We start from the raw sequence: 25,057 nt of genomic DNA, 5'->3' as shown, positions 1-25,057 counted from the left end.
CCGTGAGGGAAAGGTGAAAAGCACCCCGACGAGGGGAGTGAAATAGTTCCTGAAACTGGATGCATACAAACAGTCGGAGCCCAAGACGCGTTCTGGGTGACGGCGTACCTCTTGTATAATGGGTCATCGACTTAGTCTAACTAGCAAGCTTAAGCCGTTAGGTGTAGGCGCAGCGAAAGCGAGTCTGAATAGGGCGTGAAGTTAGTTGGATTAGACCCGAACCCGAGTGATCTAGCCATGTGCAGGCTGAAGGTAAGGTAACACTTACTGGAGGGCCGAACCCACGTAAGTTGAAAATTACGGGGATGACGTGTGGCTAGGGGTGAAAGGCCAATCAAACTCGGAAATAGCTGGTTCTCCGCGAAAGATATTTAGGTATCGCCTCAGACGAATACCTTGGGGGGTAGAGCACTGGATGGGCTAGGGGGTCTCACCGACTTACCAAACCTAACCAAACTCCGAATACCCAAGAGTACTATCTGGGAGACAGACGGTGGGTGCTAACGTCCATCGTCAAGAGGGAAACAACCCTGACCTACAGCTAAGGTCCCCAAGTCATGGTTAAGTGGGAAAGCATGTGGGAATGCTTAGACAACCAGGAGGTTGGCTTAGAAGCAGCCATCCTTTAAAGATAGCGTAACAGCTCACTGGTCAAGCGTTCCTGCGGCGAAGATGTAACGGGGCTCAAACCATGCACCGAAGCTTAGGGTTTGCACTTTGTGCAAGCGGTAGCGGAGCGTTCCGTAAGCCTGCGAAGGGATACTCGTGAGAGATCCTGGAGGTATCGGAAGTGCGAATGATGACATGAGTAGCGATAAAGAGGGTGAGAGACCCTCTCGCCGTAAGTCCAAGGGTTCCTGCGCAATGCTAATCAGCGCAGGGTTAGCCGGCCCCTAAGTCGAGGCAGATATGCGTAGACGATGGGAACCACGTTAATATTCGTGGGCCTGGTGGTAGTGACGGATCGCGCGGGTTCGTATCCCCTTATTGGATTGGGGGTGCGATGAGCCGGTTCCAGGAAATAGCTCCACCAACATAGACCGTACCCTAAACCGACACAGGTGGACAGGTAGAGCATACCAAGGCGCTTGAGAGAACTATGCTGAAGGAACTCGGCAAATTGCACGCGTAACTTCGGGATAAGCGTGACTTCTATTCGGGCAACCGGGTAGAAGTGGCACAAAAAAGGGGGTAGCGACTGTTTATCAAAAACACAGGGCTCTGCGAAGTAGCAATACGACGTATAGGGTCTGACGCCTGCCCGGTGCCGGAAGGTTAAATGGAGAGGTGCAAGCTTTGAAATGAAGCCCCGGTAAACGGCGGCCGTAACTATAACGGTCCTAAGGTAGCGAAATTCCTTGTCGGGTAAGTTCCGACCTGCACGAATGGCGTAACGACTTCCCCACTGTCTCCAGCATAGACTCAGCGAAATTGAATTCCCCGTGAAGATGCGGGGTTCCTGCGGTCAGACGGAAAGACCCCATGAACCTTTACTATAGCTTTGCGCTGGCACTTGTGTCGGCATGTGCAGGATAGGTGGTAGGCTTTGAAGCCGGGACGCCAGTCTCGGTGGAGCCGCAAGATGAGATACCACCCTTATCGTCATAGGTGTCTAACCGCGATGTAACAGCATCCGGGACAGCGCATGGTGGGTAGTTTGACTGGGGCGGTCGCCTCCCAAAGAGTAACGGAGGCGCGCGATGGTGGGCTCAGGACGGTCGGAAATCGTCCGCTGAGTGCAATGGCATAAGCCTGCCTGACTGCGAGACTGACAAGTCGAGCAGAGACGAAAGTCGGTCATAGTGATCCGGTGGTCCCGCGTGGAAGGGCCATCGCTCAACGAATAAAAGGTACTCTGGGGATAACAGGCTGATACTGCCCAAGAGTCCATATCGACGGCAGTGTTTGGCACCTCGATGTCGGCTCATCACATCCTGGGGCTGGAGCAGGTCCCAAGGGTATGGCTGTTCGCCATTTAAAGTGGTACGTGAGCTGGGTTCAGAACGTCGTGAGACAGTTCGGTCCCTATCTGCCGTGGGTGTAGGAATGTTGAGAAGAGCTGACCCTAGTACGAGAGGACCGGGTTGGACGAATCTCTGGTGGACCTGTTGTCGCGCCAGCGGCATTGCAGGGTAGCTATATTCGGACGGGATAACTGCTGAAAGCATCTAAGCAGGAAGCCTCCTTCAAAACGAGCATTCCCTTGAGAGCCGTGGAAGACCACCACGTTGATAGGCTGGATGTGGAAGCGCCGCGAGGTGTGAAGCTGACCAGTACTAATAGCTCGATTGGCTTGATCGTTCTCATTAATCCATGCCCGCAAGTGTTACTTGTGGCTGGAACGAACTGATCGGCACCCAAGATCAAAAAACGTTAAACCCCTTTGCGCCGATGGTACTAAGTCTCAAGACTTGGGAGAGTAGGTCGCTGCCAGGTCTGCCAAAAACATGCGTTCTCTCAACGACTAGAACAACAAAACCCCGCCCGCGAAAGCCGGCGGGGTTTTGCTTTGTCAGCTAGCCACCAAGCTGATCCAGCCGGCACTGCTCCGCACGCTTGTCCGGACGCCACCGCAACAGCCGCGTCCCGTGACGAAACCGCTCCCCGCTCACGTGGTCGTACGAAACCTCAACAACAAGCTCAGGCCGCAACGCTTCATAGTGCTCCGTCCGCTCCGTCGACCAGCGGCTCGGTCCGCCAGGCGAACGGCCCGTGAAACCACTGCCGCCGCGCAGCGCCTCGAGCCGATCCGTCAGTTGCCGCTTATCCTCCGCAGCCAGGGCCGAGGTGAAACCGACATGGTTCAGCTTGCCGGCGTCATCGTAGAGCCCAAGCAGGAGCGAACCGACCAGCTTGCTGCCGGTGCCGTAGCGGAAGCCACCGACCACGCAGTCGGCAGTGCGAATGCGCTTGATCTTCAGCATATCCCGCTCGCCCGCGGCATAGGGGGCATCGAGGCGCTTGGCGATCACCCCGTCGACGTCGCCGCCGGAGACGGAAAGCCAGCGTTCAGCTTCCTCTCGATCCGTGGTCCTGGGCGAAAGCTTGATGCCCTGCTGCTCAACGCCGGCGAAGAAGCTCTCGAGAGCCTGACGGCGGTCCGTCAGCGGCAGCGAGGCAAGCGGCTTTGCGCCCGGCGCCAGCAGCAGATCGAAGAGGACGTAGACGGCGGGATGTTCGGTAGCGAGCTTCTGGACGCGGCTGGCCGCGGGATGAAGCCGCATCTGCAGGGCATCGAAACTCAGCTGGCCGTCCACGGGGATGGTCAGTTCGCCATCAAGCACGAAGTCATCCACCGGTAGCCCTTCGAGCAGCGCTACTATGTCGGGAAAGTACCGGCCCAGCGGCTTGCCAGACTTGGCGAACAAGGCGACGGCGCCACCCTGTTTGACTGCGATGCATCGAAAACCGTCCCATTTGGGCTCGAATTGCCAGCCCGCATCGCTGGGCAGTTCATCCACCGCGCGCGCCTCCATCGGCGCAAGCGGGATCTCAGCAGGTGCGTTGCCGGTAGCGGACATCTCGCTCTCCTTCGCCTCCCAAAGCTAACCGACGATCCGCCAGCTGTCTCGGGTCCTCCCGGGGGAGTTCGCCCCTGCCCATCCGGGCAGTACGAAGTTACCTCACAGTTCGTTGAACGCGGGGGCGGTCTGTCCCATATCTGTAGCTCGCAGCTTCGGGGGAGCGAGCATGCCGGACGCAGTCATTTCCATTGCCGACCTGTCGAAGACTTATGCGACGGGCTTCGAGGCGCTGAAATCGGTCAGCCTCGAAATCGAGCGCGGCGAGATCCTGGCGCTCCTCGGGCCGAACGGGGCGGGCAAGACCACGCTCATTTCCATCGTCTGCGGCATCGTCACGCCGTCCGCCGGCACGGTGACGGTCGGCGGCCACGATATCGTCCGCGACTATCGCGAGAGCCGAAAGATGATCGGTCTCGTGCCGCAGGAGCTCACCACGGACGCCTTCGAGACGGTTTGGGCCACGGTCAGCCACTCGCGCGGGCTGTTCGGCAAGAAGCCGAACCCGGCGCACGTCGAAAAGGTGCTGCGCGACCTCAGCCTGTGGGACAAGAAGGACAGCAAGATCATGCAGTTGTCCGGCGGCATGAAGCGCCGGGTGATGATCGCCAAGGCGCTGAGCCACGAGCCTGAGGTGCTGTTCCTCGACGAGCCGACCGCCGGTGTCGATGTCGAGCTCAGGAAGGACATGTGGGCGATGATCCGGCGCCTCCGTGCCGCCGGTACCACCATCATCCTCACCACGCATTACATCGCCGAAGCTGAGGAAATGGCCGACCGCATCGGCATCATCCAGCATGGCGAGCTGGTGCTGGTCGAGGAGAAGGCCGAGCTGATGCGCAAGCTCGGCAAGAAGCAGCTGACCCTGACGCTGCAGGAGAAGCTCGACGCTCTGCCGGAGGCGCTGAAGCCCTACGCGCTCGAGCTCGCCGCCGACGGCGAGAGCCTCGTCTACACCTATGACGCGCAGGGCGAGCGGAGCGGCATCAGCGGGCTGCTCGCCGATCTCGGCAGCTCCGGGGTGCGGTTCCGAGACCTGCAGACGCGGGAGAGTTCGCTCGAAGACATCTTCGTCAGCCTGGTGAGGGACGCGTCATGAATTTCGAGGCGATCAAGGCCATCTACAAGTTCGAGATGGCGCGCACCTTCCGCACGCCGCTGCAGTCGCTGATCTCGCCTGTGATCTCGACCTCGCTCTATTTCGTGGTGTTCGGCGCCGCCATCGGCTCGCGCATCACCGAGATCGAGGGGGTGAGCTACGGCGCGTTTATCCTGCCGGGCCTGATCATGCTGATGATCCTGACCCAGTCGGTGGCCAACGGCTCCTTCGGCATCTACTTCCCAAAATTCCTCGGCACCATCTACGAGCTGCTCTCGGCGCCGGTGTCGTCGTTCGAAACGGTGGTCGGCTATGTCGGCGCGGCGGCCACCAAGTCGATCATCCTCGGCGTGCTGGTGCTGGCGACGGCCTGGTTCTTCGTGCCGATCCGCATCGATCACCCGTTCTGGATGATCGCCTTCCTGGTGCTCACCGCCGTCACCTTCAGCCTTGTCGGCTTCATCATCGGCATCTGGGCCAAGGGGATGGAGCAGCTGCAGACGGTGCCGCTGCTGATCATCACACCGCTGACCTTCCTCGGCGGCACCTTCTATTCGCTGAGCGTCCTGCCGCCGTTCTGGCAGGCGGTGTCGCTGTTCAATCCGGTGGTCTACCTGATCAGTGGCTTCCGCTGGGCCTTCTACGGCATCGCCGACGTCGACATTTCCGTCAGCGTCGCGGCGACGCTCGGCTTCCTCGCCATCTGCCTTGCCATCGTCAGCTGGATGTTCCGCACCGGGTATCGGCTGAAGTCGTAGCGCGGCTTTCATTGCCGGTTCATCGCCGGAGGATTAGCCTCGCGAGCGGAGGTCGATCATGCGCACCATCTGTCTCGCCCTGAGCCTGGTTCTCGTATCCGGTCCGGCTTTCGCCGCCGGGGCGCAGAACGATGAGATGCTGTTCGGCCGCGATCCGGGGAAGGATCGGGTGTTCGCCTGCTTCTCCCGCCAGTACGACGCCAAGCACCTGAGCCAGCACGACGCGCAGAACGTCACCGCGATGACGCTGCTGGTCGACAGCACCGAGGATGCCGATTACGGGCGGCAGTACGTGCTGTCGATAGGGGTCAACTTCCGCGGCGTCGACGAGCAGTTCCAGGTGTCCGGCTCGTGCGGGCTCGACGAAGAGGGCAACAAGCTGCTCGGCTGCGGCATCGACTGCGATGGTGGCCAGATCGACGTGAAGCTGCGCGACAAGGACTCGATTGCCGTCGAGATTCCCTATGGCGCCCGCACCTGGGATCCGGAATCGGAAGACGAGCCGCCGGCCGAGGCGGCCTTCGGCACCGACGACAAGGTGTTCTGGCTCTATCGGACCGATCTCAAGAATTGCCTGCCGCTGGAGTACGATGATGCCGGCAAAGCCCTCCTCGCTGCCCAATGAGCCGGTCAGCCGGCGCGGCCTCGTTGCGCGCCTCGTCGCCGCGGCTGCTGCGGGCGCCGCGGTATTCAACGGCGAAGCGCGGGCCGCCGCTCCGACCGTGCCGCGTGTCGCCTATCACCTCAGCGACATGGACAAGGTGGCGTTCGTCCTCGGCAATATCGCCAACCACATCGAGGGGATGGGCGGGCCGGACAAGGTGAGCATCGTGCTCGTGGTGCACGGACCGGCGCTCAACGCGTTCCGGCAGTCCACGGCAAATCCCGATCTCACCCGCAAGCTCTCGAAAGCCGCCGGGCAGGGCGTGGGGCTCGAGGCCTGCGGCAATACACTCGAAGCGCAGAAGCTGGAGCTTTCCGACCTGTTGCCGGGCTTTGTCCGTGTCGATCAGGGCGGCGTTACCCGCCTCGCACAGCTGCAGGCCGACGGCTATGCCTATCTGAGGCCCTGATCGCTAGAACTGGTCACAAAATCTTCAGGTTCCTCCGCCATCAGGACGGCACGACTCCGGAACTGACCAGGCCCCCGAATGACCAGGATTTTCAGCACCGCCCTGCGGTTCGCCCTCGCTTTGTCGCTGCTTGTCGCCTCGGTGCTGCCGACGCTGGCGCAGGTGACGATCTTTTCGCCCTTCAACATCGCCGAGGCGATGGATCAGGGCGTGAAGAAGGTCGCCGATGTTCCCTATGCCGACGGGCAGCGGAAGAAACTCGACATCTACGTGCCGGACAAAATCGAAGGCACCGCGCCGGTGGTGATGTTCATCTATGGCGGCAGCTGGCGGGCCGGCGACAAGTTCGAGTACGAGTTCGCGGGGCGGGCGCTGGCTGCGGCGGGCTTCGTCACCGTCATCGCCGACTACCGGCTGTGGCCGGAAGTGAAGTACCCGGAATTCCTCGAGGACAATGCGCAGGCGATGCGCTGGATCCAGGACAACATCGCTCTCTATGACGGCGATCCGAAGCGCTTCTTTCTCGCCGGTCACTCGGCCGGAGCCTACAATGCGGTGATGCTCGGGCTCGATTCCTCATTCCGTCGTGAGTACGACGTGACCATGCCGATCCGGGCCATTGCCGGCATTTCCGGGCCGTACAATTTCTACCCATTCGAGTATGACCAGGTGCGCGACACCTTTGGCCCGGCGCCGAGCGCCGAGGGCACCCAGCCGGTGAACCTCGTCACCGCCGACGCACCGCCGATGCTGCTCGCCAGCGGCACCAGCGACCCGATCGTCCGAGTGCAGAATTCCGAGGCGCTGGCCAAGAAGCTGCGCGACCAAGGTGTCTGGGTCACCGAGAAGTACTACCAGGGCTTCGGCCATCTCGAGCCGGTCATCGCGCTCGGCGCCATGATGCGGTTCCGCATGCCGGTGCTGAACGACGTGGTCGAGTTCTTCCAGACCTTTGGCGCCTTCCCATCCGGTACGCCGCGTCCGGTGTTCACGCCCGATCCGCCGGAGACCGAGATGACCGAGGTCATCAAGAAGATGGATGACGTGCTGGCGCCGATCGATGGCGGCCGACGCAACGAGTAGTCACGCTTGGCGCGTCAGACGTTGACGCTCTGCATCCGCGCGGCAAACGCCTCGCCGAAGGCCGACATGCCGTCGGCGATGATGCGGCCCACCGCATAGGCCGCGACGGCGTAGAACTTCTGCGCCGCCGGGGTGCGGAGGAAAGCGATGTAGGTGTCGAGGTCGGCGTCGCTTAGATCGCGATAGGCGTAGGCCATCATGGCCCGCTGGGTGCGACCGACATCGGCAAGCAGGCCCGGCATCATCGCCTCGACCTGCGTGTCGATCTCCTGCCACGGCACCGCGATATCGCCCTGCTGGTGCGACACCGAAAGCCCGAGCAGCAGCGCCCGCACCGACTGGCCGACCATCGCAGCCGAGATTTCGGCCGAGACCAGCTCCATCAGCGCGTCGATCTGGGTCTGCCGGATCACCGAGGCGGCGGCCACCAGCTGCTGCCCCGTGGCAATCGCCGCGACCTGCGCCGCCGGCTCCAGCAGCGCCGCCGAGCGCTCCAGCGTCGTCATGCGCTGGCCGAACTCGGAGTGGAAGAACTCTCCCAGCACTGACTGCTCGTCGGCGGAGAATTTGCCCTCGAGCGCCTTGGCCAGGCGGCTATGCAGGTCGCCGGCGTCGAACACGGCATTCGCCGTCGCTTCCCAGTGCTTGAGGAAAATCTCGTCGCTGGAGATCTCTTCGGTTCGCGCCGAGGCGGCAATGGCGGCGCCGAACTGGGTGAACACCACGTCGAGTGCCGTCGCGCGCATCAACTCGGCAACGGCGAGTTGCTGGCTTTGCGCCTGGACGGGAGCGGCGACGGCGAACGGCGCAGCGATCGGCGCCAACAACAGGGCCACCATCGCGAGCGATCGGATCAGCATCTCACGGGCCCTCCTTGATGCTGCCAGCCTAGCGCAGCGGTGCCGTTATCGCCAAGGCGGCGCACGATTTCCGCACAGAACTTGCCCCGGCGCGCCCCGCCGCTGCTAAACTCCAGCACAAACAATGGAGTGCTTGCCATGCAGTACACGCGCCTGGGCCACAGCGGCCTCGAAGTCAGCCGGATTTGCCTGGGCTGCATGTCGTTCGGCAACCCCAAGCAGGGCTCGCACGAGTGGACGCTCGACGAGGCGCAGAGCCGTCCGATCCTGCGTGCGGCGTGGGAGGCCGGGATCAATTTCTACGATACGGCCAATGTCTATTCGCTCGGTTCGAGCGAGGAGATCGTGGGCAAGGTGCTGCTCGAACTGGCGCCGCGCGACGAGCTGGTGATCGCCACCAAGGTGCATGGCGAGATGCGCAAGGGGCCGAACGGCCACGGCCTCAGCCGCAAGGCGATCATGGCCGAGATCGACAACTCACTGCGCCGGCTCGGCACCGACTACGTCGATCTCTACCAGATCCACCGGTTCGATCCGGCAACGCCGATTGAGGAGACGCTGGAAGCACTTAACGACGTGGTGCGGGCAGGGAAGGCCCGCTATATCGGGGCTTCGTCGATGGCGGCGTGGCAGTTTTTGAAGATGCTGATGATGTCGGACCAGCATGGCTGGGCCCGGTTCGTTTCAATGCAGGACCAGCTCAACCTGATCGAGCGGGAGGAGGAGCGGGAGATGCTGCCGCTTTGCATCGACCAGGGGATCGGGGTTATCCCGTGGTCTCCCTTGGCGCGCGGGCGGTTGGCGCGGCCGTGGGGGGAGAGCACGGAGCGGATGGAGACCGACATCTACGGTAAGACCTTGTATTTGCGGGACGAAGCGGCGAACCAGGCGATCAACGCGGTGGTTGGCGAGATCGCCAAAGCGCGCGGGGTGAAGATGGCGCAAGTGGCGCTCGCCTGGGTGCTGCAAAAACAACCGGTTAGCGCCCCGATCGTCGGGGTGACCAAGCTTTCGCAGCTCGAAGATGCGGTGGCGGCGCTCGATGTGGGGCTCAGTGCCGACGAGGTGGCGCGGCTCGAGGCGCCGTATCACTCGACGGGGGCGCAGAGCTTCCGCTAGGTTGCGTCGGGGTAGAAGAGCAGGGTTTGGTCGTGACAAAGCACAGCAAAAGTCTGTCCGTAGGCCATGGACTTCTGCCGGTGATCGTCGGTTTGGCCGCGATCCTGCTGCCGGCGAGCGTGTTGGCGAAGGATGGGGCGACCGCATCGATCTGTGGCATGGCGGCGGCATCGCAGTTTGAAGCCGGCTACGCGGGGTTCGGACGCGAGCTCAGCCAGATCGATACCGCCATCGCTATTCCGGCCTGCGAGGAAGCAGTGAAGGCGACGCCGGATGCGATCGCCAACAAGGCATGGCTGGCGCGAGCGCTGTTGGCCAATGGCGAGACAGACGCGGCGCTGCCGCTGCTCGAGGAGGCGGTTGCCGCCGACAGTCCGCTGGCGCGGCAGCTGTTGGGCGATGTGCTGTTCGGCGATCTGGGCGATGGCAGCAGGGACGATTATGCGCGCGCCGTCGAAGTGACACGGCCGGCGGCGGAGGCAGGGTTCGCGCCGGCGCAGCTCAGCCTCGGCTATGCCTATGACCTCGGGCGCGGGATCGACGAGGACGATGTGCTGGCCGCCGACTGGTACAAGCGTGCCGCCGATCAGGGCGAGCCGCGGGCCGCGGGCAATCTCGGCTACCTCTATCACGGCGGCTCGGGCGTTCCGCTCGACTATGAGCAGGCGAAACACTGGTACGAGATCGCCGCCGCGAAGAACGACGTCATCGGCATCTATGGCCTCGGGCAGCTCTATGAGTTCGGGCAGGGGGTGGAGATCGATTACGTCAAGGCGGCCGAGCAGTTCCGGCTCGGCTCCGACCTGGGCGATTCCTACGCGCAGAACGACTTGGGCTACCTCTACGATTCCGGGCTCGGGGTTACCGAGGACGCGGCCGAGGCGGCGCGCTACTACCAGATGGCAGCCGATCAGGGCTATCCGCTGGCCAGCGCCAACCTGGCGCAGCTGTACAGCACCGGTCGCGGCGTCGAGCGGGATTTCGACCGCGCCTTCGGGCTCTATTCGTTCGCTCACGACCAGGGCGAAATCGGCGGCACGGTGGGTCTCGCGCAGGCTTATCTCTACGGCGAGGGCGTTCCGCTCGATTACGGGCAGGCGCTGATCTACGCCGCGCAGGCGGCCGAGGCCGGAGCAAGCTACGGACAGACGACGCTTGGCAGCATCTATGCCGACGGGCTCGGCGTGCCGCGCGACTTCGCGCGCGCCATCGAGCTGTTCGACCAGGCGGCGGCGCAGGGCAACAGCTATGGCGAGAGCCGGGCCGCAGAAGTGCGGGCCGAGCAGGCCTGCGGGCTGATCGCGGCGTCGCCCTACGAAGCCGGGTTCGAGAGTAGCGGCAAGCCGATCGAGCAGATCGATGCCGAGACCGCGGTCACCACCTGCGACAAGGCGATAGGTCTCGATGGCAACTCGCTCGAGAACAAGGCCTGGTACGCACGGGCGCTGATAGCAGCCGGCCGGCAGTCGGAAGCAGCGCCACTGCTCGAGGCGGCGACCCTGGGCGACTGGACGCCAGGCATGGTGCTGCTCGCCGACCTGCTGCTGTGGGGCCACGGGGTGGACGAGGATCCGGCCCGGGCCGTGGCGCTTTATCGGACTGGGGCAGCGCGCGACTTTCCGCCGGCCGAGTTCGGGCTGGGCGTCGCCTACCAGAACGGGCGCGGCGTCCCGGTCGATGCGACGCTGGCGGCGAAGTGGTACCGGGCGGCTGCCAAGCATGACATGCAGGCGGCAACCGACCGGTTGGCCGATCTCCAGCGGGGCCAGACAGAGCCGCAATATGGCACTGGTCGCGCTGGGCCGAAGAGCTAGCGCCCTCCTAGAGGCCAAGGGCCGTCGCCGCGGGGCGGATGAGGGTCTCTCTCCCCTCCCCCGCCACGCGGGGGAGGATCACCGCGCGGGGCGGTGCTACACCGGCTCGCGGATGACCGAGGGGGCTGAGCGCTTTTCCTTGCCGTGGATGACGGCTTCGATGTTGTTGCCGTCGGGGTCGAAGGCGGCGTAATAGCCGGGGTGGTATTTCCGCTCGCCCGGGCCACCATTGTCGGTTCCGCCGGCCTTCAGCGCGGCTTCGTAGAACCGCTTTACCATCGCTTCGTCGCGCGCCTGGAAGGCGAGGTGGACTTTGGAGATGTGCTGCCCGGGGCCGGGCTGGCTGATATAGAGCTCGTCGGCCTGGAAGGCGTAGGACGAGCGGTTGCCGGGCGGCAGTTCGAGGGCTTCGAGCACGGCGGAATAGAAGGTCGCCGCCTTGTCGAGGTCGGCGACGTTGATGTGCACGTGATCGATCAAGCGTCCGGCGTGGAACTGCATTCAGGCCTCCTTACTCACTGAGGCGCGAAAGTGAACATAACGAGAACGACGTGTCAATCACGGGCCAAATGAAAAGCCGGCCGCCTGGTGGGACGGCCGGCTCGAAAATGTCAGCGACAGAAACCTTACTCGGCCTTGTCGGCGCTGTCGGAATTGAGCTGGCCGTACTTCTCGACGCCGATCGAGTTGAGCAGCTGCAACTGGCTCTCGAGGAAGTCGATGTGGCCTTCCTCGTCGGCGAGCAGCTCTTCAAACAGGTTCTTCGACACGTAGTCGCCCAACGACTCGCAGAGCTCGCGCGAGGCCTTGTAGGCCTTGCGGGCGTCATACTCGCCGGCGAGATCGCACTCGAGCACTTCCTTGATGGTCTGGCCGATGCGGAGCGGCGCGACGCGCTGCAGGTTGGGGTGGCCTTCGAGGAAGATGATGCGCTCGATCAGCTTGTCGGCGTGGTGCATCTCTTCGATGGACTCGGCACGTTCCTTGGCAGCGAGCTTGGTGTAGCCCCAGTCGGACAAGATGCGAAAGTGCACCCAATACTGGTTCACGGCCCCGAGTTCGAGGAACAGAGCCTCGTTAAGCCGCTCGATGACCTGTGCTTCGCCTTTCATTCCGACCTCCTTGGCGCTTGCGACGCATGGCCGAAAGCCGCGCGTGCACAGGAGGTGCCTCGGCGGATTTTTCGGCCAATTGGAGGTGGTACTCTTCCGTTACCGTGATGATAATGTCCACCACATTCGGAACGCAGCCGGCGCATTTGCAGCGCTTCTGGAGCTCCCGATAAACCATTGCCGGAACGATGATCTGCCAGGGATCCTCACGCAACAGCCCGATGATGATCTGCTTGATCTCCCTGTCGGTGATCACGTTGCACTGGCAGACAAGCATGGGCAGAAAGGGCGTCGGCTGTGAGGGTCGGGCGGCATAGAGCGCCGCCGAAACCTGATTGTCAATGTCAGATAATGCCGCAGCGTGAATCACGAAACCATCGCCGTCCCCGTGCGTATCTGTTCGGGCACTCGTAGGGTCTCTTGCATGTCGTTCTCTCTCGTCGGCCTCCTCAACTTCGCCAGCCCGAAGGATCGCCGGTCGCGCCGTCTCGCCGCCGGTCTTGCCTATGGTGACAGGCCCAAGCAGCGGCTCGATATCTATGGGCCGGTAGCTGCCGCAGGACCGGTGCCGGTGGTGGTGTTCATATACGGGGGCGCCTGGAACGAGGGTGACCGGCGCGATTTCGCCTTCGCCGCGCGATGGCTTGCAGCGCTCGGCTATCTGGTGGTGGTGCCGGACTATCGGGTGCTGCCGGAGGTGGAGTATCCGGTGTTTCTCGAGGACTGCGCGGCAGCAGTGCGCTGGACGCTCGAACACGCTGCCGAATTCGGCGGGAATGAGAAGCGGCTGGCGCTGCTGGGGCACTCGGCCGGTGCGTATAACGCCGTGATGCTGGCGCTGGAGCCCGCCTATGGGGTGGCCGGCGCGATCCGCTCAGTAGTCGGACTGTCCGGTCCCTATGACTTCCACCCGTTCGACGTGCCGATCGCCATTCGCACCTTCAGCGGGGCTGCCGACCAGCTGAAGACGCAGCCGGTGAACCTCGTCACCGGGGCGGCGGCGCCGATGTTCCTGGGTAGCGCCGACGGCGACACCGTCGTGGGTCCGCACAATACGGTGGCGCTGGCGCGGCGGCTGCGCGAGCACGGCGTGATGGTGGTGGAGCGGCACTATCCGCGTTTCACCCACCCTTCGACCTTGCTGGAACTGGGGAGCCTCCTCACCCGCCGGTCCAGCCTCGCCGGAGAGGTCGCAGGTTTCCTCGAGCGCACATTGCGGCTGGCGCGACGGGACGGCAACGCTATGATCGGTGCGGGTGAGCAGGGAGTGACGCGATGAGTGGGCTGCGGTTGAGTTTGCTGCAACGAGCTCTGGTGGGCGGCGCCGTGCTGGCGCTCGGGCCCGGCATGGCCCCGGCGTTCGCCACCGAGTTGTTCGATGCCTGTGCTGCCAAGGCGGCGAGCCAGTACGAGACGGGCTATGCCGAAACGGGGATGGACAGCAGCGCCATCGATACGGCGGCAGCGATCGGAGCCTGTACCGCCGCGCTGGCCGAAGCTCCGGAATCGGCGCCGCTGAAGGCCTGGCTCGGCCGGGCCTATGACGCATCCGGCGACTCCGTGCAGGCCGTAACCTATCTCGAGCCGGCGGCGACTGCCGGCAATCCGCTGGCCCAGACCTTGTTCGGTGACATCCTGATCGTCGGGCAGGGGATCGAGCAGGACATGACCCGCGGCGCCGAGCTGTTGAAGCTTGCCGCTGATGCCGGTTTCGCCCCGGCCGAGGACAGCTTGGGGCTCTCCTATGATTACGGCGAGGGCGTTGCGCAGGACTATGCCGAGGCGGCGCGCTGGTATCGTCGCGCCGCCGAGCAGGGCTTGCCGCGCGCCATGGCCAATCTCGGTTCGATGTATGCCGACGGGCTGGGGCTCGATCGCGACCTGGTCGCCGCTTCCGCCTGGTATCAGCGGGCTGCCGATCGCGGCGATGCCCGCGCGCAGTTCAATCTGGGCAAGCTCCAGGAGACCGGGGCGCTGGGTGAGGCGGATTACGAGCGGGCGGTAGCGCTCTACCAGGCTTCGGCCGACCAGAACTACTCCCTGGCCATCAATGCGCTGGGCTATCTCAAGCAGAATGGCTATGGCACCAAGCCCGACCTCGAGGGCGCAGTGGCGCTGTACCAGCGGGCGGCCGACCAGGGGATCGCGCAGGCGCAGTTCAACCTGGCGCTGCTCTACGAAGACGGCGTGGGCGTAGCGCAGGATGCCGCCCTGGCGCGGCAGTACTACCGCCAGGCCGCGCAGAACGGCAATGCGGACGCGGCGGCCAACCTGGGGCTGATGTATCTCGATGGCCATGGTGGCGTGCTCGACTACGGCAAGGCGCTGAGCTTCACGCAACAGGCGGCCGACCAGTACAACCCGGTGGGGCTCAACAATCTCGGCCATCTCTACGAGAATGGGCTCGGGGTGACGCTGGATACCACGAGGGCGCTGGAGCTCTACCAGCAGGCGGCCGAACTCGGGTATCAGCCGGGGGCGGACAATCACCGGCGCCTGGAAGCGGCGCTACAGGCGCCGACCGAGACGCCCACAGTGAAGACCTATCCCAAGAGCAAGATCGACAACTAGCCAAGGCTGCCTAGCCGTTCGTCCCCGCTCGTTGAGAGTGGGTCCAACTGGGGTGCCCCGAGCCGTTGCGGCAAAGGGAGCGCTCGTGCAGTGTCCGTGCTGCATCACGCTGGAGTCGGTTGTTGTTCCCCTGGATATCAGACGTCTTGTCGCCGGCGATCGGTGTGTTTCGGTTGCTCCGGTCGGACATGCTGCTGATCGCCTCCGGGGCGTGCCTGGCATTCTTCATTACGGTGCTGGGCATCCCGCGCGTTGCGCACCTCTTGCCAAAGGATCGCGGCCGCGCGTTTGCGGTCGATGCCGACAAGAGCGTCGGCAAGCCCATGGGGGCCGGCCTGTTCTTCGTCGCAGTGTTCGCGCTCGCGGTGTTCCTGTTCGTTCCGTGGCGGCTCGATGTGCTGCTGTTCGTCGGCGTCATGCTGCTCGCCTCGGTCATCGGGCTGGTGGACGACGCCACAGGCGGCCTGTCGGAATACCGGCTGGCCTTTCTCGATATGCTGGTTGCCGGGCTATCGGCGTGGCTGCTGCTGAACGCGGAGGGGTCCCTGGCGCTCTGGCTGCCCCTCATCAGCGGGTCCTTCGTGCTGCCGCCGTTTGCAGTCTTCGTGATTTTCACGGGCACGATCTGGATATCGATCAACGCGACGAACTGCAGCGACGGCGTCGACGGCCTGTCAGGCAGCCTGAGCGTGGTCTCCCTCGTGTTCCTGGCGTTCCTCCTCTACGGCGTGGTCGGGGACAAGGCGACCGCTGAATACCTGCTGATCCCGTTCGATCCGCGCGCCGGCCTGTGGGCGAGCCTCGCCTTCATCATGGTGGGGTGCGTTGCCGGTTACCTCTGGCACAACGCCCCGCCGAGCAGTGTGCTGATGGGGGATGCGGGGTCACGCCCCCTGGGCCTGCTGATCGGCGTTTTGGTCTGTGCGAGCCACAATGTGCTGCTCATCGTGGTCGTCGGGTTCGTCATCCTTGCCAACGGTTCGACCGGTATCGCCAAGGTCGCGCTGAAGCGGTTCTTCAAGGTGCTGGTGTTCGGGCGCGTGCGGTTTCCGCTGCACGATCATTTTCGCAAGGAAGTCGGCTGGACCGGGTCGCAGGTGCTGGTGCGCTTCGTCATCGCCCACCTGATCGTCTCGGCGATCCTCTACGCTGTGTTGCTCAAGGTGCGCTAGCGCGGTCGGCTCGTCAGCTGTGTTCCTTCTCGCGCCGGCTCGCCAGCACGGCGATGGACGCCGCCACGCGGTGGGCGGTGGAGAAGAACTCGCGGTGGATGAGGAAGCCGACCGTCACGACGCTGGCGGCAACGGCAAGCCACTCGTTGGCGAACCAGGCGACCATCGGCACGGCGAAGTAGTAGGCACGAATGCCGTTGTTGAAGTTCTTGGCCGCGAGCGTGTTGAGCTGGGCGATGCCGTCGATCTCGTCGCGGGCGACGTGCTCGGAATGCTCGATGGCGCCGAGCAGGATGCAGAAGTGGTTGAATTGGCGCAGCGCCAGGGTGAAGGCGAAAAAGCTCAGCACGAATATGGCGAGCGTCGCGAACAGGTGGATCTGCACGTCCTGCGTGCTGTAGCTGGCCTTGAGGCCGACGGTCGACAGCGTGTCGGTGAGCGCCGTCAGGTTGCCGAAGGCGGTGAACACCGCCAGCACCAGCAGCACCGAAGTGGAGGCGAGAAAGCTCACCGAACCCATCAGGTTGCCGGCGAGGATGGCATCGAGCGGGGTGTCGCGCTTTACCGCGTTCGCCACCCAGCGGCGGCGCTGCATCGACATGATCACCGATAGCGAGGGGCGGTGGCGCTCCAGCAGCGGGACGCCATAGTTGTAGGCGAACCAGCAAAAGAGCGGAAAAAGTGTCGCAAACAGCGTCATGGCGCGCCGGAGCCCTCGGAGATTCGGGTACTCCTTTATAGCGCCACCGACGCCGTTGGCGACTGGCTCAGATGAACGGCGGAGACAGCATCGAAACGAAGCGCATGCCTTCGTTGCGGTCCGCTGGCGCGTCGCTGGGCAGCGGCCACTTGCCATCCAGGACCGCGGCATCGCGCTCGGTGCGGGTCAGGCGCCATTCAGGACCGAAGAACGGCTTCTGGCGATCGTCGCCCGGCGGCAGGTCGTCGCGCGGGGTCAGGATTCCGACAAAGTGCAGCACGTCATCACTCCTCGTTTTGGTCGACCCCGCCGCCCACAGGGGGAGGCGGCAGGGCCGCATTGCCCGCCAGGAGAAGGGAGGAGGAGACCCCCGGCGTATGCGAAGTAGAATGACAAAGACTATCGGATTGGTCGAGAATTGAGATGCCAAATCGCGGGCGTGAGGGGGAAGCGATTTGCGTGGGGGTTGGGGCAGGTAAAATAGGGCGGCGCGGCCGGTGGTAGTGGACTCCCACCCCTGTCCCCTCCCCGCAAGGGGGAGGGAGACCCTCACACTGATGCCGGCGTTTCGTCTCCCTCCCCATTCTTAGGGGGAGGGGACAGGGGGTGGGGGTCGGCTCGCACCGGCCTGTCGACACGCGCTCTACAAGGTGCGCGCGTAGCGCATGAATATCTGTTGGATTTCGTTCATCACAGCCTCGGACAGCTCGATATCTGCGGCAGCTATGTTGACCTTTAGCTGGTCCATGGTGGTGGCGCCGATGATCACCGAGGTCATGAACGGCTTGGTCAAGCAGAAGGCGATGGCCATCTGGTTGACGTCGAGCCCGTGCTTTTCGGCGAGCGCGATGTAAGCCCGGATCGCCGGCTCGGTGTACTGGTTGTTGCGGTAGGCGGAGCCGGCAATAGCGCCGCGCGTCCCCGCCGGCAGCACGCCGCCGAGGTACTTGCCGGAGATGGCGCCCGCCGCCAGCGGCGAATACGCGAGCAGCCCGACATCCTCGTGGAAGGCCAGTTCCGCCAGGTCCATGTCGTAGTAGCGGCGCAGGAAATTGTATTCGTTCTGAATGGTTTGCACCCGCGGCAGGCCGAGCTCCATCGACAGCTTCAGGTATTGCATGGTGCCCCAGGCGCTCTCGTTGGAGAGGCCGAAATGGAGGATCTTGCCCTCGCGCACCAGCTCGCCCATCACCTGCAGGACCTCGAGCATGTTGGGCAGCACGCTCTGTTTGTCCTGGAGATAGGGGTTGTAGTCCCACGAGCCCTCGAAGTGGTAGTGCCCGCGGCGCGGCCAGTGGATCTGGTAGAGGTCGATGCGGTCGGTCTGCAGGCGCCTGAGGCTGCCTTCTACCGCTTCGCGCACGCTCGGGCCATCGATGCCGCGACCGTTGCGCACCCATGGGCGGCCGCCGCCGGCGACCTTGCTGGCGAGGACGATCTGGTCGCGCTTGCCAGTCTTCTTGAACCAGGTGCCGATGATCTCCTCGGTCTTGCCGTAGGTCGAGGCATCGGGGGGCACGGCGTACATTTCGGCGGTGTCGAAGAAGTTGATGCCGTGCTCGATGGCGTAATCCATCTGCGCGTGGCCCTCGGCCTCGGTGTTCTGCTTGCCCCAGGTCATGGTGCCCAAGCAGATTTCGGACACCGAGATGTCGGTGCGGCCAAGTGTCTTCATCTTCATCGGAAAAGCCCCTCGAATGCGGCGCGCACCCTAAGTGGCGATACCGGCTGAGACAATCCCTCCGATGGTTCGAGCCGAGGTTGCGCCGGGGGCGAGGATCGGAGAGATTGCGCGCGACACTTCAAGGATATTGCCCGTGCCCAAGCTGACGCAGCTGCTCGCCGCCCTTTGCCTCGTACTAGGCGGTTTATCTGCTGGCCCGGCGCAGGCGCAATTCGACCCCGACATCGCGCGGCTGGGCAAGATGAGCCTCAAGGAACTGGCGGAGTTCGTCGGTGCCGTTACCCGCTCGGTCGGGCAGGACACGATCAAGCTGCAGCCGGCGGCGCAGAGCAATGACTGCGCCGAGCTGATCCGGGCAGCGAACTCGTTTGCGCTGGGCTATCGCCTGCTGGACGAGGCGGACGCGGCGCTGATCGGCAAGCCGGCAAAGGACGTGCTGGTGCTGAAGTCGCATATCGTGCAGTCGCGGGTCATCACCTTTGCCGCCCGGGTCCGCGCCGAGGAGTGGCTGAGCCGCCGCTGCGTCGGCTTTCAGATGCCGGCCGACAAGGCGAGCGAGCCGCGCTATGCGGTGCCGGTGAAGATCCGGACCGCCGAATATACCGAGGCGGTGATCGAGGCGCGGGACGCCGCCGAAGCCAACCTCGCGGCGGCAGTGGCGGCCGGAATCAGCCGCAAGTGCCCACAGGTGATCTCGGCCATGCAGTCGATCCAACTGTTCGTGCCCTATCTCGAGAAACTGGGCAAGGACGTGGCCAAGCGCCCGGAAGCGCTGGGTCCGCGCGCCAGCCGGCGTGGTCTCGAAGTGGCACGCAGTCAGCTGGTCGCTGCCGGCAACAAGCTCTATCGCGAACTCGGGGTGGGGTGCCGGGCCACGGCCCCGGCCGAGGCGGAAGCCCCCTCGGACGGTGCGGCTCCGCCCGCCGGAGAAGACGCGCCGCCCGCCGCGCAGTAGGGCATCCGCACCGCTGGTCAAAAAACTGTCACGCTGATCGCTTTTTGCCTTGAGGTAAGCCGGATCACCCCCTATATACCCCCTGCGTCGGCGGCGATGGTCGCACTCGAAAGACGCAAAAAGCCAAGGCTTTGATATCTGACGCGGGGTGGAGCAGCCCGGTAGCTCGTCAGGCTCATAACCTGAAGGTCACAGGTTCAAATCCTGTCCCCGCAACCAAAGCTTGGCATTGGAAAACCCCGCGAAAGCGGGGTTTTTCGTTTTGGGCCGTACAAGTCGGCAGGGGAACAGCGGATCCGCTCAAGCTCCGGCCTGGCGGCTGCTTCCAGCCACATCGCGACCGCTACTGCGCCGGGGTCGGGATGGCCGAGGGCGCGATCGCCGATATAGCTCGAGCGGCCGCGGCGCGGCTGCATCGCGGCGGTGCCGGCTGCTCCGTCGCGCGCTGCTTGTGCGGCTGCATCGAGCTGGTCGGCGATGATGCCGGTGGTCATCGCCGTGGCGGCGGGGATGACGGCGTCCAGCATGGTGCGGTCGCCAGCGTCGGCGCGCCGCCCAGGCGATGGCGGTGAGGAAGGTGCCACGATAGGCGCGCTCGACGATGAGGCCGCGCTGGCGCAGCAGCTGCAGCGAGGTTGGCGCGTACCAGTGTGTTCTGGCTGCCGAGCAAGGCCAGCCCGGGATGGAGGGCCGCGAGGCCCTCGAGCGACTGACGGACGATCGAAGGAATATCGTTGATGAGCTTCCTCATGGCCTCTCCTCCCGGAGCCCCGCGCCGGGGCGGCGCAGATTCATGCAGCACGACACTGGCGATGTCTGCACGATCGGGGTTCAGGAGGAAAGGGCCGAGAAGTTAGGCGGCAGCGGCCTGCTGGCGCTCCAGCGGGTAGCCATCCGCCTCGTAAAGGGCGCGGATGGCGTTGCCATCGAAGCGACGTCCGTCGACCTCGAGGAAGGTGCCGATCAGCCAGGCTGCGGGGCGGTCTTCCACGATGTACTGGATGGCCTCGGCGGCCGTCTTGAAGCGGCGATACTGCTCCCGGGCCGACTTGGCGTAGCGGCGGCTGGGATAGAGCTCGGCGGAGGCGGTGTAGCTGAAGTTTTCCAAGTCGTGTCCTTTCGGGGCGATGAGCCGCGGAGGCGGCCGGTGGGTTTGCGTTGCAGCGGGTAATCGCCGCTCCGGTAGAGGCGCGCCAAGGCGCTGCCGGCATAGACGCGGTCTCCGACCCGTAGGCGGGCGCCGCGCAGGCTGATGGGTGCAACTTCCTCAAAGGCGAAGCGCAAGGCGTGTGCCGCGACCCGGAAAGCCCGAGGGCCCTGGGCCGTGGCAGTTTGCCAGTCGCGACCGAGATAGAGCTCGGCGCGAGCCTGGTAGTTCAGATGTGTCATGTGTTCTCTTGTGGGCCGGTCATCGTCAGATGCGGGCCTCTCGTTGAACGCCTCAACCGAAACCGGGAGACGCGTGCCGAGCCTGCCTTGACGGTAGGCCCGGCGGATCGATCAGGCGAGCTGAAGGTTGGTCGCGGATAGCTTGCCGTCCCGGCCGCTCTCGAGGTCGTAGGTGACCTTCTGGCCTTCGGCCAGGCCCATGATGCCAGCTGCTTCCAGCGCGGTGGCGTGGACGAATGCGTCCTTGCTGCCATCGGCCGGAGCGATGAAGCCGAAGCCCTTGGTGGAGTTATAGAATTTCACGGTGCCATTGATCATGACGGTTTACTTTCGATTGTGAGGGGACGCCCGGCGGGCGAACGCACTCGTTCCTCCGGCGCAACACGCGCAGGGGGTCTAGACGTTCGCAATTCAGGGGAACCAAACAACCGGCAAGCCGGCAGATCAGAAGCCAAAGATGGCCGTAACGTATGGCGCCCATATAGGGATGAATTGCGCCGAGAACAAGGTGACGCCGGAATTAGGGTCGGACACGCTCACCGTGCTTCGGCCCGGCCAGCTGCGCACTATTTACTACTTTGATGCGGCACGGGCAGCGACAGCTTTATCAGGGGCGGCGCTGTCCTTGATCAGTATCGCCCCGCCGCTCTCCGTACGAAATCGTACACAGTCTTGCTTAAATGCAGGTTGGCTACGGGCTTAGATCATTGTAATTAACTGCAATGCTGAGTATTCATATGTGCGGCATGAGCGTGCATCTAAGCTTTGAGATGAAGTATTTGTACGAAACCGTACGCCCGATACTTGCGATCCGGAGGCTTTCGTGGCGACGAAGGACGAGAAGCTCTCACTCAATGCCCTAATCGCCATGGTTGTCGGGTCGATGGTAGGGGCAGGGATTTTCAACCTGCCCGGCCGCTTCGGCGCGGCCACCGGTCCATTTGGGGCGATCATCGCCTGGGCGATCGCCGGAACCGGCATGTACATGCTGGCGCGCGTCTTCCAGACGCTGGCCGAGAAACGCCCCGACATCGACTCCGGCGTGTTCGCCTACGCCAAGGCCGGCTTCGGCGACTACATGGGGTTCCTGTCGGCCTTCGGCTACTGGCTCGGCAGTTGCCTTGGCAACGTCTTCTACTGGGTGCTGATCGGTTCGACGCTCGGCCGGTTCTTTCCCGAGATTTTCGGCGATGGCAGCAGCATCATCGCGATCATCGTTTCGCTGGTCGGCATCTGGGCCTTCCATTTCATGATCCTGCGCGGCGTCCAGCAGGCCGCCTTCATAAACACCGTCGTCACCATCGCCAAGCTGGTGCCGCTGGTGGTGGCGCTGCTGATCATGATCTTCGTGTTCAACTACCAGCAGTTTTCCGAGAACTTCTTCGGCGGCGCGGACATGCCGGAGAAATCCCTGGTCGACCAGGTGCGCGACACCATGCTGATCACCGTGTTCGTGTTCCTCGGCATCGAGGGGGCCAGCGTTTACTCCCGCTTCGCCAAGAAGCGCGCCGACGTCGGCACCGCCACGATCCTCGGGTTTGTCGGCGTCACCGGCCTGATGGTCGCGATCACGCTCTTGCCCTATGCCGCCATGCCGCAATCGACGATTGCCGGCCTGCAGCAGCCCTCGCTCGCCGGCACGCTGGAAGAGATCGTCGGCCATTGGGGGGCCGTGTTCATTTCCATCGGCGTGCTGATCTCGGTGCTCGGCGCCTATCTCGCCTGGTCGCTGATCTGCGCCGAAGTGCTGTTCGCGGCCGCCAAGTCCAAGGACATGCCCAAGCTGTTCGCGGCCGAGAACGCCGACAAGGTGCCGGCCAACGCGCTGTGGCTCACCAATATCGTCGTCTCGCTGTTCGTGATCTCGACCTATTTCTCGCAGGATGCCTTCAACTTCATGCTCGACATGACGAGCGTGACGGCGCTGCTGCCCTACCTGCTGGTGGCGGGCTATGGCGTGCTCATCGCCCGGCGTGGCGAGGGCTACGAGGCCAATTCGAAAGAGCGCGGATGGGACCAGGTCGTTGCCTGGATCGCGGTGATCTACACACTCGTCATGTTCGTAGCGGCCGGGCTCAAATACGTGCTGCTGCTGGCGGTGCTGCTGGTGCCGGGCACCGTGCTCTACTTCTGGGCGCGGCGCGAACAGAAGCTCAGGCTCTTCACCCCCGTCGAGCTCGTCGTCTTCGGCGTCACCCTCATCGCAGGCGCCGTCGGGGCGTGGGGCCTGCTGACCGGCACCATCACACCATGATCCTCGAAAGGTCCACGGCTATGAGCACCGAAACCTCCTTCGGCGTCCACTCCGAAGTCGGCCAGCTGCGCAAGGTGATGGTCTGCGCGCCGGGGCGGGCGCACCAGCGGCTCACCCCCAGCAACTGCGACCAGCTGCTGTTCGACGACGTGCTTTGGGTGGATGTGGCCAAGCGCGACCATTTCGATTTCATCACCAAGCTCAGGGATCGCGGCGTCGACGTGGTCGAGATGCACAATGCGCTGGCCGAGACGGTGGCCATTCCCGAGGCGAAGAAGTGGATCCTCGACAACCAGGTGGTGCCGAACCAGGTGGGGCTCGGCCTTGTGGACGAAGTGCGCTCCTACCTCGACGGGCTGTCCCACCGCGAGCTGGCGGAGACGCTGATCGGCGGGCTCTCGACCGAGGAGTTCCCGGACACGCATGGCGGGGAAACGATGGCACTGGTGCGCGATGCCGCGGGAGTCAACGAGTACCTGCTCCCGCCACTGCCCAACACGCTCTACACCCGCGACACTACCTGCTGGATCTATGGCGGGGTGACGCTCAATCCGCTGTACTGGCCGGCGCGGCACGAGGAGACGATCCTCACCGCCTCGATCTACAAGTTCCACTCCGATTTCGCCGGCAAGGTGAATGTCTGGTGGGGCGATCCGACCGAGGATTGGGGGCTCGCGACGCTCGAAGGCGGCGACGTGATGCCGATCGGCAAGGGCAACGTGCTCATCGGCATGAGCGAGCGCACCTCGCGCCAGGCGATAAGCCAGCTCGCAGCGAAGCTGTTCGAAAGGGGCGCGGCCCAGCGGGTGATCATCGCGGCGATGCCCAAGCTCCGCGCCGCGATGCACCTCGACACGGTGTTCACCTTCGCCGATCGCGACTGCGTGCTGATCTACCCCGATATCGTCAACCCGATCGAATGCTTCTCTTATCGGCCGGACGGCAAGGGCGGGCTCGAGCTCAGTAAGGACAAGGGGCTGATCGAAACTGTGTCCGAGGCATTGGGCATCAAGAAGATGCGCGTCGTTGAGACCGGCGGCAACGCCTACATGCGCGAGCGCACGCAATGGGATAGCGGCGCCAACCTCGTCTGCGCCTCGCCTGGCGTGGTGTTCGCCTATGACCGCAACACTTACACGAACACGCTCCTCAGGCGCGAAGGCATCGAGGTGATCACCATCTCGGGGGCCGAGCTTGGGCGCGGCCGCGGCGGCGGGCATTGCATGACCTGCCCGATCTCGCGCGACGCGGTCGACTTCTAGGCAGAAGAGACCGAGATGCAGAGCATTTCTCTCGAGCAAGCGTCGGAGGCCTATCGGGCAGCGATGCATCAGGCGGTGCGGAAATATGCGCTGGTCTACATCGCCGAGGGCATGCTGCTGATCATCGCCGGGCTATTGGCTGTGCTCTATCCGCTGTTCGCCGGGGCGGCCGTCGCCGTGCCGCTCGGCTGGCTGCTGATCTCGGCGGCCGTGCTGCAGGGGATCGCGCTGTTCGGCACGCGGCAGATGCCGCATTTCAGCATGCAGTTGCTTTCGATCGTCATCGCGCTGCTGGTCGGCTTCCTGCTGCTGCGCAACCCGCAGCAGGCGCGGGAGGTGATCACGCTGCTGGTGATCGTGTTCCTGATGGTGCAGGGCGTCGCCCGGCTGACCTTCGGCCTCACCATCCGGCCGTTCGAGAACTGGCTGTGGGTGGTGCTCAGCGGGGTGCTCGGGGTCGCGCTGTCGCTGCTGCTCATCGCCAGCCTGCCGGAGCCGCCGGTCTGGGTCATCGCCCTGTTCGTCGGGCTCGAACTGATCGGGGAAGGGGGCGCCATCCTGGCACTCGCCTGGAAAGTGGTGGTGCCCGGGGGCGCCGAACCCTCAACGCCCTCCATGTGACCAATAGGAG

The 25,057-nt window shown here is 63.9% G+C and carries 25 protein-coding genes, 1 tRNA gene and 1 rRNA gene (1 of these 27 only partly in view); 16 read left to right on the top strand and 11 right to left on the bottom strand.

Annotation, left to right across the window (positions count from 1 at the left end; genetic code table 11):
* Nucleotides 1–2,301 (top strand): 23S ribosomal RNA (locus AC1DWU_RS11240); it begins 427 nt to the left of the window's first position.
* A 215-nt stretch (nucleotides 2,302–2,516) separates the two neighbouring features.
* Here the strand turns inward: AC1DWU_RS11240 and AC1DWU_RS11235 are convergent.
* On the bottom strand, nucleotides 2,517–3,521 hold the full coding sequence (locus tag AC1DWU_RS11235) for an ATP-dependent DNA ligase (RefSeq protein ID WP_477150059.1): 1,005 nt from the start codon (nucleotides 3,519–3,521) through the stop codon (nucleotides 2,517–2,519).
* A 169-nt stretch (nucleotides 3,522–3,690) separates the two neighbouring features.
* Between AC1DWU_RS11235 and AC1DWU_RS11230 the strand changes: the two genes are divergently transcribed.
* The 5 genes from AC1DWU_RS11230 to AC1DWU_RS11210 all read left to right on the top strand — a co-directional run bounded on the left by AC1DWU_RS11230 (nucleotide 3,691) and on the right by AC1DWU_RS11210 (nucleotide 7,534).
* Nucleotides 3,691–4,620, top strand: coding sequence for an ABC transporter ATP-binding protein (locus AC1DWU_RS11230; RefSeq protein ID WP_477150058.1), 930 nt, complete (start codon nucleotides 3,691–3,693; stop codon nucleotides 4,618–4,620).
* Entirely contained in the window at nucleotides 4,617–5,378 is a 762-nt protein-coding gene (locus AC1DWU_RS11225) for an ABC transporter permease (protein ID WP_477150057.1), read from the top strand. Before AC1DWU_RS11230 ends, AC1DWU_RS11225 begins: the two co-directional genes overlap by 4 nt.
* Before the next feature lie 58 nt (nucleotides 5,379–5,436).
* Nucleotides 5,437–6,003 carry a hypothetical protein gene (locus AC1DWU_RS11220; protein ID WP_477150056.1) on the top strand — a complete coding sequence of 189 codons (567 nt, stop codon included), beginning with the start codon at nucleotides 5,437–5,439 and terminating at the stop codon, nucleotides 6,001–6,003.
* On the top strand, nucleotides 5,972–6,451 hold the full coding sequence (locus AC1DWU_RS11215; RefSeq protein WP_477150055.1) for a DsrE family protein: 480 nt from the start codon (nucleotides 5,972–5,974) through the stop codon (nucleotides 6,449–6,451). The genes AC1DWU_RS11220 and AC1DWU_RS11215 overlap by 32 nt, the downstream gene beginning before the upstream one ends.
* Nucleotides 6,452–6,529: 78 nt before the next feature.
* Complete coding sequence (locus AC1DWU_RS11210) at nucleotides 6,530–7,534, top strand: alpha/beta hydrolase (RefSeq protein ID WP_477150054.1); 1,005 nt, start codon at nucleotides 6,530–6,532, stop codon at nucleotides 7,532–7,534.
* Nucleotides 7,535–7,548: 14 nt separating this feature from the next.
* Here the strand turns inward: AC1DWU_RS11210 and AC1DWU_RS11205 are convergent, their stop codons facing one another.
* Complete coding sequence (locus AC1DWU_RS11205; protein ID WP_477150053.1) at nucleotides 7,549–8,394, bottom strand: hypothetical protein; 846 nt, start codon at nucleotides 8,392–8,394, stop codon at nucleotides 7,549–7,551.
* 138 nt (nucleotides 8,395–8,532) lie between these two features.
* Between AC1DWU_RS11205 and AC1DWU_RS11200 the strand changes: the two genes are divergently transcribed.
* Both AC1DWU_RS11200 and AC1DWU_RS11195 read left to right on the top strand, forming a co-directional pair.
* Nucleotides 8,533–9,513 (top strand): aldo/keto reductase, encoded by a 981-nt coding sequence (locus tag AC1DWU_RS11200; RefSeq protein WP_477150052.1) that lies wholly within the window; start codon nucleotides 8,533–8,535, stop codon nucleotides 9,511–9,513.
* 80 nt (nucleotides 9,514–9,593) lie between these two features.
* Nucleotides 9,594–11,327: a tetratricopeptide repeat protein gene (locus AC1DWU_RS11195; RefSeq protein WP_477150051.1), complete on the top strand. Its 1,734-nt coding sequence runs from the start codon at nucleotides 9,594–9,596 to the stop codon at nucleotides 11,325–11,327.
* A gap of 96 nt (nucleotides 11,328–11,423) precedes the next feature.
* Here AC1DWU_RS11195 and AC1DWU_RS11190 read toward each other — a convergent pair whose 3' ends face one another.
* The 3 genes from AC1DWU_RS11190 to AC1DWU_RS11180 form a co-directional block, all read right to left on the bottom strand.
* Nucleotides 11,424–11,828, bottom strand: coding sequence for a VOC family protein (locus tag AC1DWU_RS11190; RefSeq protein ID WP_477150050.1), 405 nt, complete (start codon nucleotides 11,826–11,828; stop codon nucleotides 11,424–11,426).
* 125 nt (nucleotides 11,829–11,953) lie between these two features.
* Nucleotides 11,954–12,439: a bacterioferritin gene (gene bfr / locus AC1DWU_RS11185; RefSeq protein WP_055046419.1), complete on the bottom strand. Its 486-nt coding sequence runs from the start codon at nucleotides 12,437–12,439 to the stop codon at nucleotides 11,954–11,956.
* Complete coding sequence (locus AC1DWU_RS11180) at nucleotides 12,405–12,809, bottom strand: (2Fe-2S)-binding protein (protein WP_477150049.1); 405 nt, start codon at nucleotides 12,807–12,809, stop codon at nucleotides 12,405–12,407. The genes bfr and AC1DWU_RS11180 overlap by 35 nt, the downstream gene beginning before the upstream one ends.
* Nucleotides 12,810–12,863: 54 nt before the next feature.
* Here AC1DWU_RS11180 and AC1DWU_RS11175 point away from each other — a divergent pair, with 54 nt between their 5' ends.
* The 3 genes from AC1DWU_RS11175 to AC1DWU_RS11165 all read left to right on the top strand — a co-directional run bounded on the left by AC1DWU_RS11175 (nucleotide 12,864) and on the right by AC1DWU_RS11165 (nucleotide 16,182).
* A complete protein-coding gene (locus AC1DWU_RS11175; protein ID WP_477150048.1) occupies nucleotides 12,864–13,718 on the top strand; it encodes an alpha/beta hydrolase in 855 nt (284 codons plus the stop codon).
* Complete coding sequence (locus tag AC1DWU_RS11170; RefSeq protein WP_477150047.1) at nucleotides 13,715–15,010, top strand: SEL1-like repeat protein; 1,296 nt, start codon at nucleotides 13,715–13,717, stop codon at nucleotides 15,008–15,010. Before AC1DWU_RS11175 ends, AC1DWU_RS11170 begins: the two co-directional genes overlap by 4 nt.
* Nucleotides 15,011–15,174: 164 nt before the next feature.
* Nucleotides 15,175–16,182, top strand: a complete 1,008-nt coding sequence (locus AC1DWU_RS11165; RefSeq protein ID WP_477150046.1) for an MraY family glycosyltransferase — start codon at nucleotides 15,175–15,177, stop codon at nucleotides 16,180–16,182.
* 13 nt (nucleotides 16,183–16,195) lie between these two features.
* Here the strand turns inward: AC1DWU_RS11165 and AC1DWU_RS11160 are convergent, their stop codons facing one another.
* The 3 genes from AC1DWU_RS11160 to AC1DWU_RS11150 all read right to left on the bottom strand — a co-directional run bounded on the left by AC1DWU_RS11160 (nucleotide 16,196) and on the right by AC1DWU_RS11150 (nucleotide 18,563).
* Nucleotides 16,196–16,882, bottom strand: coding sequence for a DUF599 domain-containing protein (locus AC1DWU_RS11160; protein ID WP_477150045.1), 687 nt, complete (start codon nucleotides 16,880–16,882; stop codon nucleotides 16,196–16,198).
* Between the two features lie 67 nt (nucleotides 16,883–16,949).
* On the bottom strand, nucleotides 16,950–17,162 hold the full coding sequence (locus AC1DWU_RS11155; protein WP_477150044.1) for a hypothetical protein: 213 nt from the start codon (nucleotides 17,160–17,162) through the stop codon (nucleotides 16,950–16,952).
* A gap of 363 nt (nucleotides 17,163–17,525) precedes the next feature.
* Nucleotides 17,526–18,563: an aldo/keto reductase gene (locus AC1DWU_RS11150; RefSeq protein ID WP_477150043.1), complete on the bottom strand. Its 1,038-nt coding sequence runs from the start codon at nucleotides 18,561–18,563 to the stop codon at nucleotides 17,526–17,528.
* Between the two features lie 136 nt (nucleotides 18,564–18,699).
* On the opposite strand from AC1DWU_RS11150, the gene AC1DWU_RS11145 reads away from it, so the two are divergent.
* Together AC1DWU_RS11145 and AC1DWU_RS11140 are read left to right on the top strand one after the other, a co-directional pair.
* Nucleotides 18,700–19,521, top strand: coding sequence for a hypothetical protein (locus AC1DWU_RS11145; protein ID WP_477150042.1), 822 nt, complete (start codon nucleotides 18,700–18,702; stop codon nucleotides 19,519–19,521).
* Between the two features lie 142 nt (nucleotides 19,522–19,663).
* Nucleotides 19,664–19,740 (top strand) — tRNA-Met (locus AC1DWU_RS11140).
* On the opposite strand, the gene AC1DWU_RS11135 is transcribed toward AC1DWU_RS11140, so the two are convergent.
* From AC1DWU_RS11135 to AC1DWU_RS11125, 3 genes are all read right to left on the bottom strand, one after another.
* A complete protein-coding gene (locus AC1DWU_RS11135) occupies nucleotides 19,719–20,105 on the bottom strand; it encodes a DAK2 domain-containing protein (protein ID WP_477150041.1) in 387 nt (128 codons plus the stop codon). The two genes, AC1DWU_RS11140 and AC1DWU_RS11135, sit on opposite strands and share 22 nt — an antisense overlap.
* 269 nt (nucleotides 20,106–20,374) lie before the next feature.
* Nucleotides 20,375–20,629, bottom strand: coding sequence for a hypothetical protein (locus AC1DWU_RS11130; protein ID WP_477150040.1), 255 nt, complete (start codon nucleotides 20,627–20,629; stop codon nucleotides 20,375–20,377).
* A 392-nt stretch (nucleotides 20,630–21,021) separates the two neighbouring features.
* On the bottom strand, nucleotides 21,022–21,228 hold the full coding sequence (locus AC1DWU_RS11125) for a cold-shock protein (RefSeq protein ID WP_477150039.1): 207 nt from the start codon (nucleotides 21,226–21,228) through the stop codon (nucleotides 21,022–21,024).
* Nucleotides 21,229–21,733: 505 nt separating this feature from the next.
* Here AC1DWU_RS11125 and AC1DWU_RS11120 point away from each other — a divergent pair.
* The 3 genes from AC1DWU_RS11120 to AC1DWU_RS11110 are packed head-to-tail and all read left to right on the top strand — an operon-like array spanning nucleotide 21,734 to nucleotide 25,047.
* Nucleotides 21,734–23,164: a basic amino acid/polyamine antiporter gene (locus tag AC1DWU_RS11120; protein ID WP_477150038.1), complete on the top strand. Its 1,431-nt coding sequence runs from the start codon at nucleotides 21,734–21,736 to the stop codon at nucleotides 23,162–23,164.
* Nucleotides 23,165–23,184: 20 nt separating this feature from the next.
* Nucleotides 23,185–24,426, top strand: coding sequence for an arginine deiminase (locus tag AC1DWU_RS11115; RefSeq protein ID WP_477150037.1), 1,242 nt, complete (start codon nucleotides 23,185–23,187; stop codon nucleotides 24,424–24,426).
* Between the two features lie 15 nt (nucleotides 24,427–24,441).
* Nucleotides 24,442–25,047, top strand: coding sequence for an HdeD family acid-resistance protein (locus AC1DWU_RS11110; protein ID WP_477150036.1), 606 nt, complete (start codon nucleotides 24,442–24,444; stop codon nucleotides 25,045–25,047).
* Nucleotides 25,048–25,057 lie beyond the last annotated feature (10 nt).

The organism is Devosia sp. P2_G7 (genome assembly GCF_056403495.1).
This window is presented reverse-complemented; position numbering and strand designations above follow the sequence as displayed.

Excerpts from the sequence above, each read along its gene's own strand:
- AC1DWU_RS11235 (WP_477150059.1), bottom strand. The coding sequence starts at position 3,521 with ATGTCCGCTACCGGCAACGCACCTGCTGAGATCCCGCTTGCGCCGATG.
- AC1DWU_RS11230 (WP_477150058.1), top strand. The coding sequence starts at position 3,691 with ATGCCGGACGCAGTCATTTCCATTGCCGACCTGTCGAAGACTTATGCG.
- AC1DWU_RS11225 (WP_477150057.1), top strand. The coding sequence starts at position 4,617 with ATGAATTTCGAGGCGATCAAGGCCATCTACAAGTTCGAGATGGCGCGC.
- AC1DWU_RS11220 (WP_477150056.1), top strand. The coding sequence starts at position 5,437 with ATGCGCACCATCTGTCTCGCCCTGAGCCTGGTTCTCGTATCCGGTCCG.
- AC1DWU_RS11215 (WP_477150055.1), top strand. The coding sequence starts at position 5,972 with ATGCCGGCAAAGCCCTCCTCGCTGCCCAATGAGCCGGTCAGCCGGCGC.
- AC1DWU_RS11210 (WP_477150054.1), top strand. The coding sequence starts at position 6,530 with ATGACCAGGATTTTCAGCACCGCCCTGCGGTTCGCCCTCGCTTTGTCG.
- AC1DWU_RS11205 (WP_477150053.1), bottom strand. The coding sequence starts at position 8,394 with ATGCTGATCCGATCGCTCGCGATGGTGGCCCTGTTGTTGGCGCCGATC.
- AC1DWU_RS11200 (WP_477150052.1), top strand. The coding sequence starts at position 8,533 with ATGCAGTACACGCGCCTGGGCCACAGCGGCCTCGAAGTCAGCCGGATT.
- AC1DWU_RS11190 (WP_477150050.1), bottom strand. The coding sequence starts at position 11,828 with ATGCAGTTCCACGCCGGACGCTTGATCGATCACGTGCACATCAACGTC.
- bfr (WP_055046419.1), bottom strand. The coding sequence starts at position 12,439 with ATGAAAGGCGAAGCACAGGTCATCGAGCGGCTTAACGAGGCTCTGTTC.
- AC1DWU_RS11175 (WP_477150048.1), top strand. The coding sequence starts at position 12,864 with ATGTCGTTCTCTCTCGTCGGCCTCCTCAACTTCGCCAGCCCGAAGGAT.
- AC1DWU_RS11170 (WP_477150047.1), top strand. The coding sequence starts at position 13,715 with ATGAGTGGGCTGCGGTTGAGTTTGCTGCAACGAGCTCTGGTGGGCGGC.
- AC1DWU_RS11160 (WP_477150045.1), bottom strand. The coding sequence starts at position 16,882 with ATGACGCTGTTTGCGACACTTTTTCCGCTCTTTTGCTGGTTCGCCTAC.
- AC1DWU_RS11150 (WP_477150043.1), bottom strand. The coding sequence starts at position 18,563 with ATGAAGATGAAGACACTTGGCCGCACCGACATCTCGGTGTCCGAAATC.
- AC1DWU_RS11125 (WP_477150039.1), bottom strand. The coding sequence starts at position 21,228 with ATGATCAATGGCACCGTGAAATTCTATAACTCCACCAAGGGCTTCGGC.
- AC1DWU_RS11115 (WP_477150037.1), top strand. The coding sequence starts at position 23,185 with ATGAGCACCGAAACCTCCTTCGGCGTCCACTCCGAAGTCGGCCAGCTG.
- AC1DWU_RS11110 (WP_477150036.1), top strand. The coding sequence starts at position 24,442 with ATGCAGAGCATTTCTCTCGAGCAAGCGTCGGAGGCCTATCGGGCAGCG.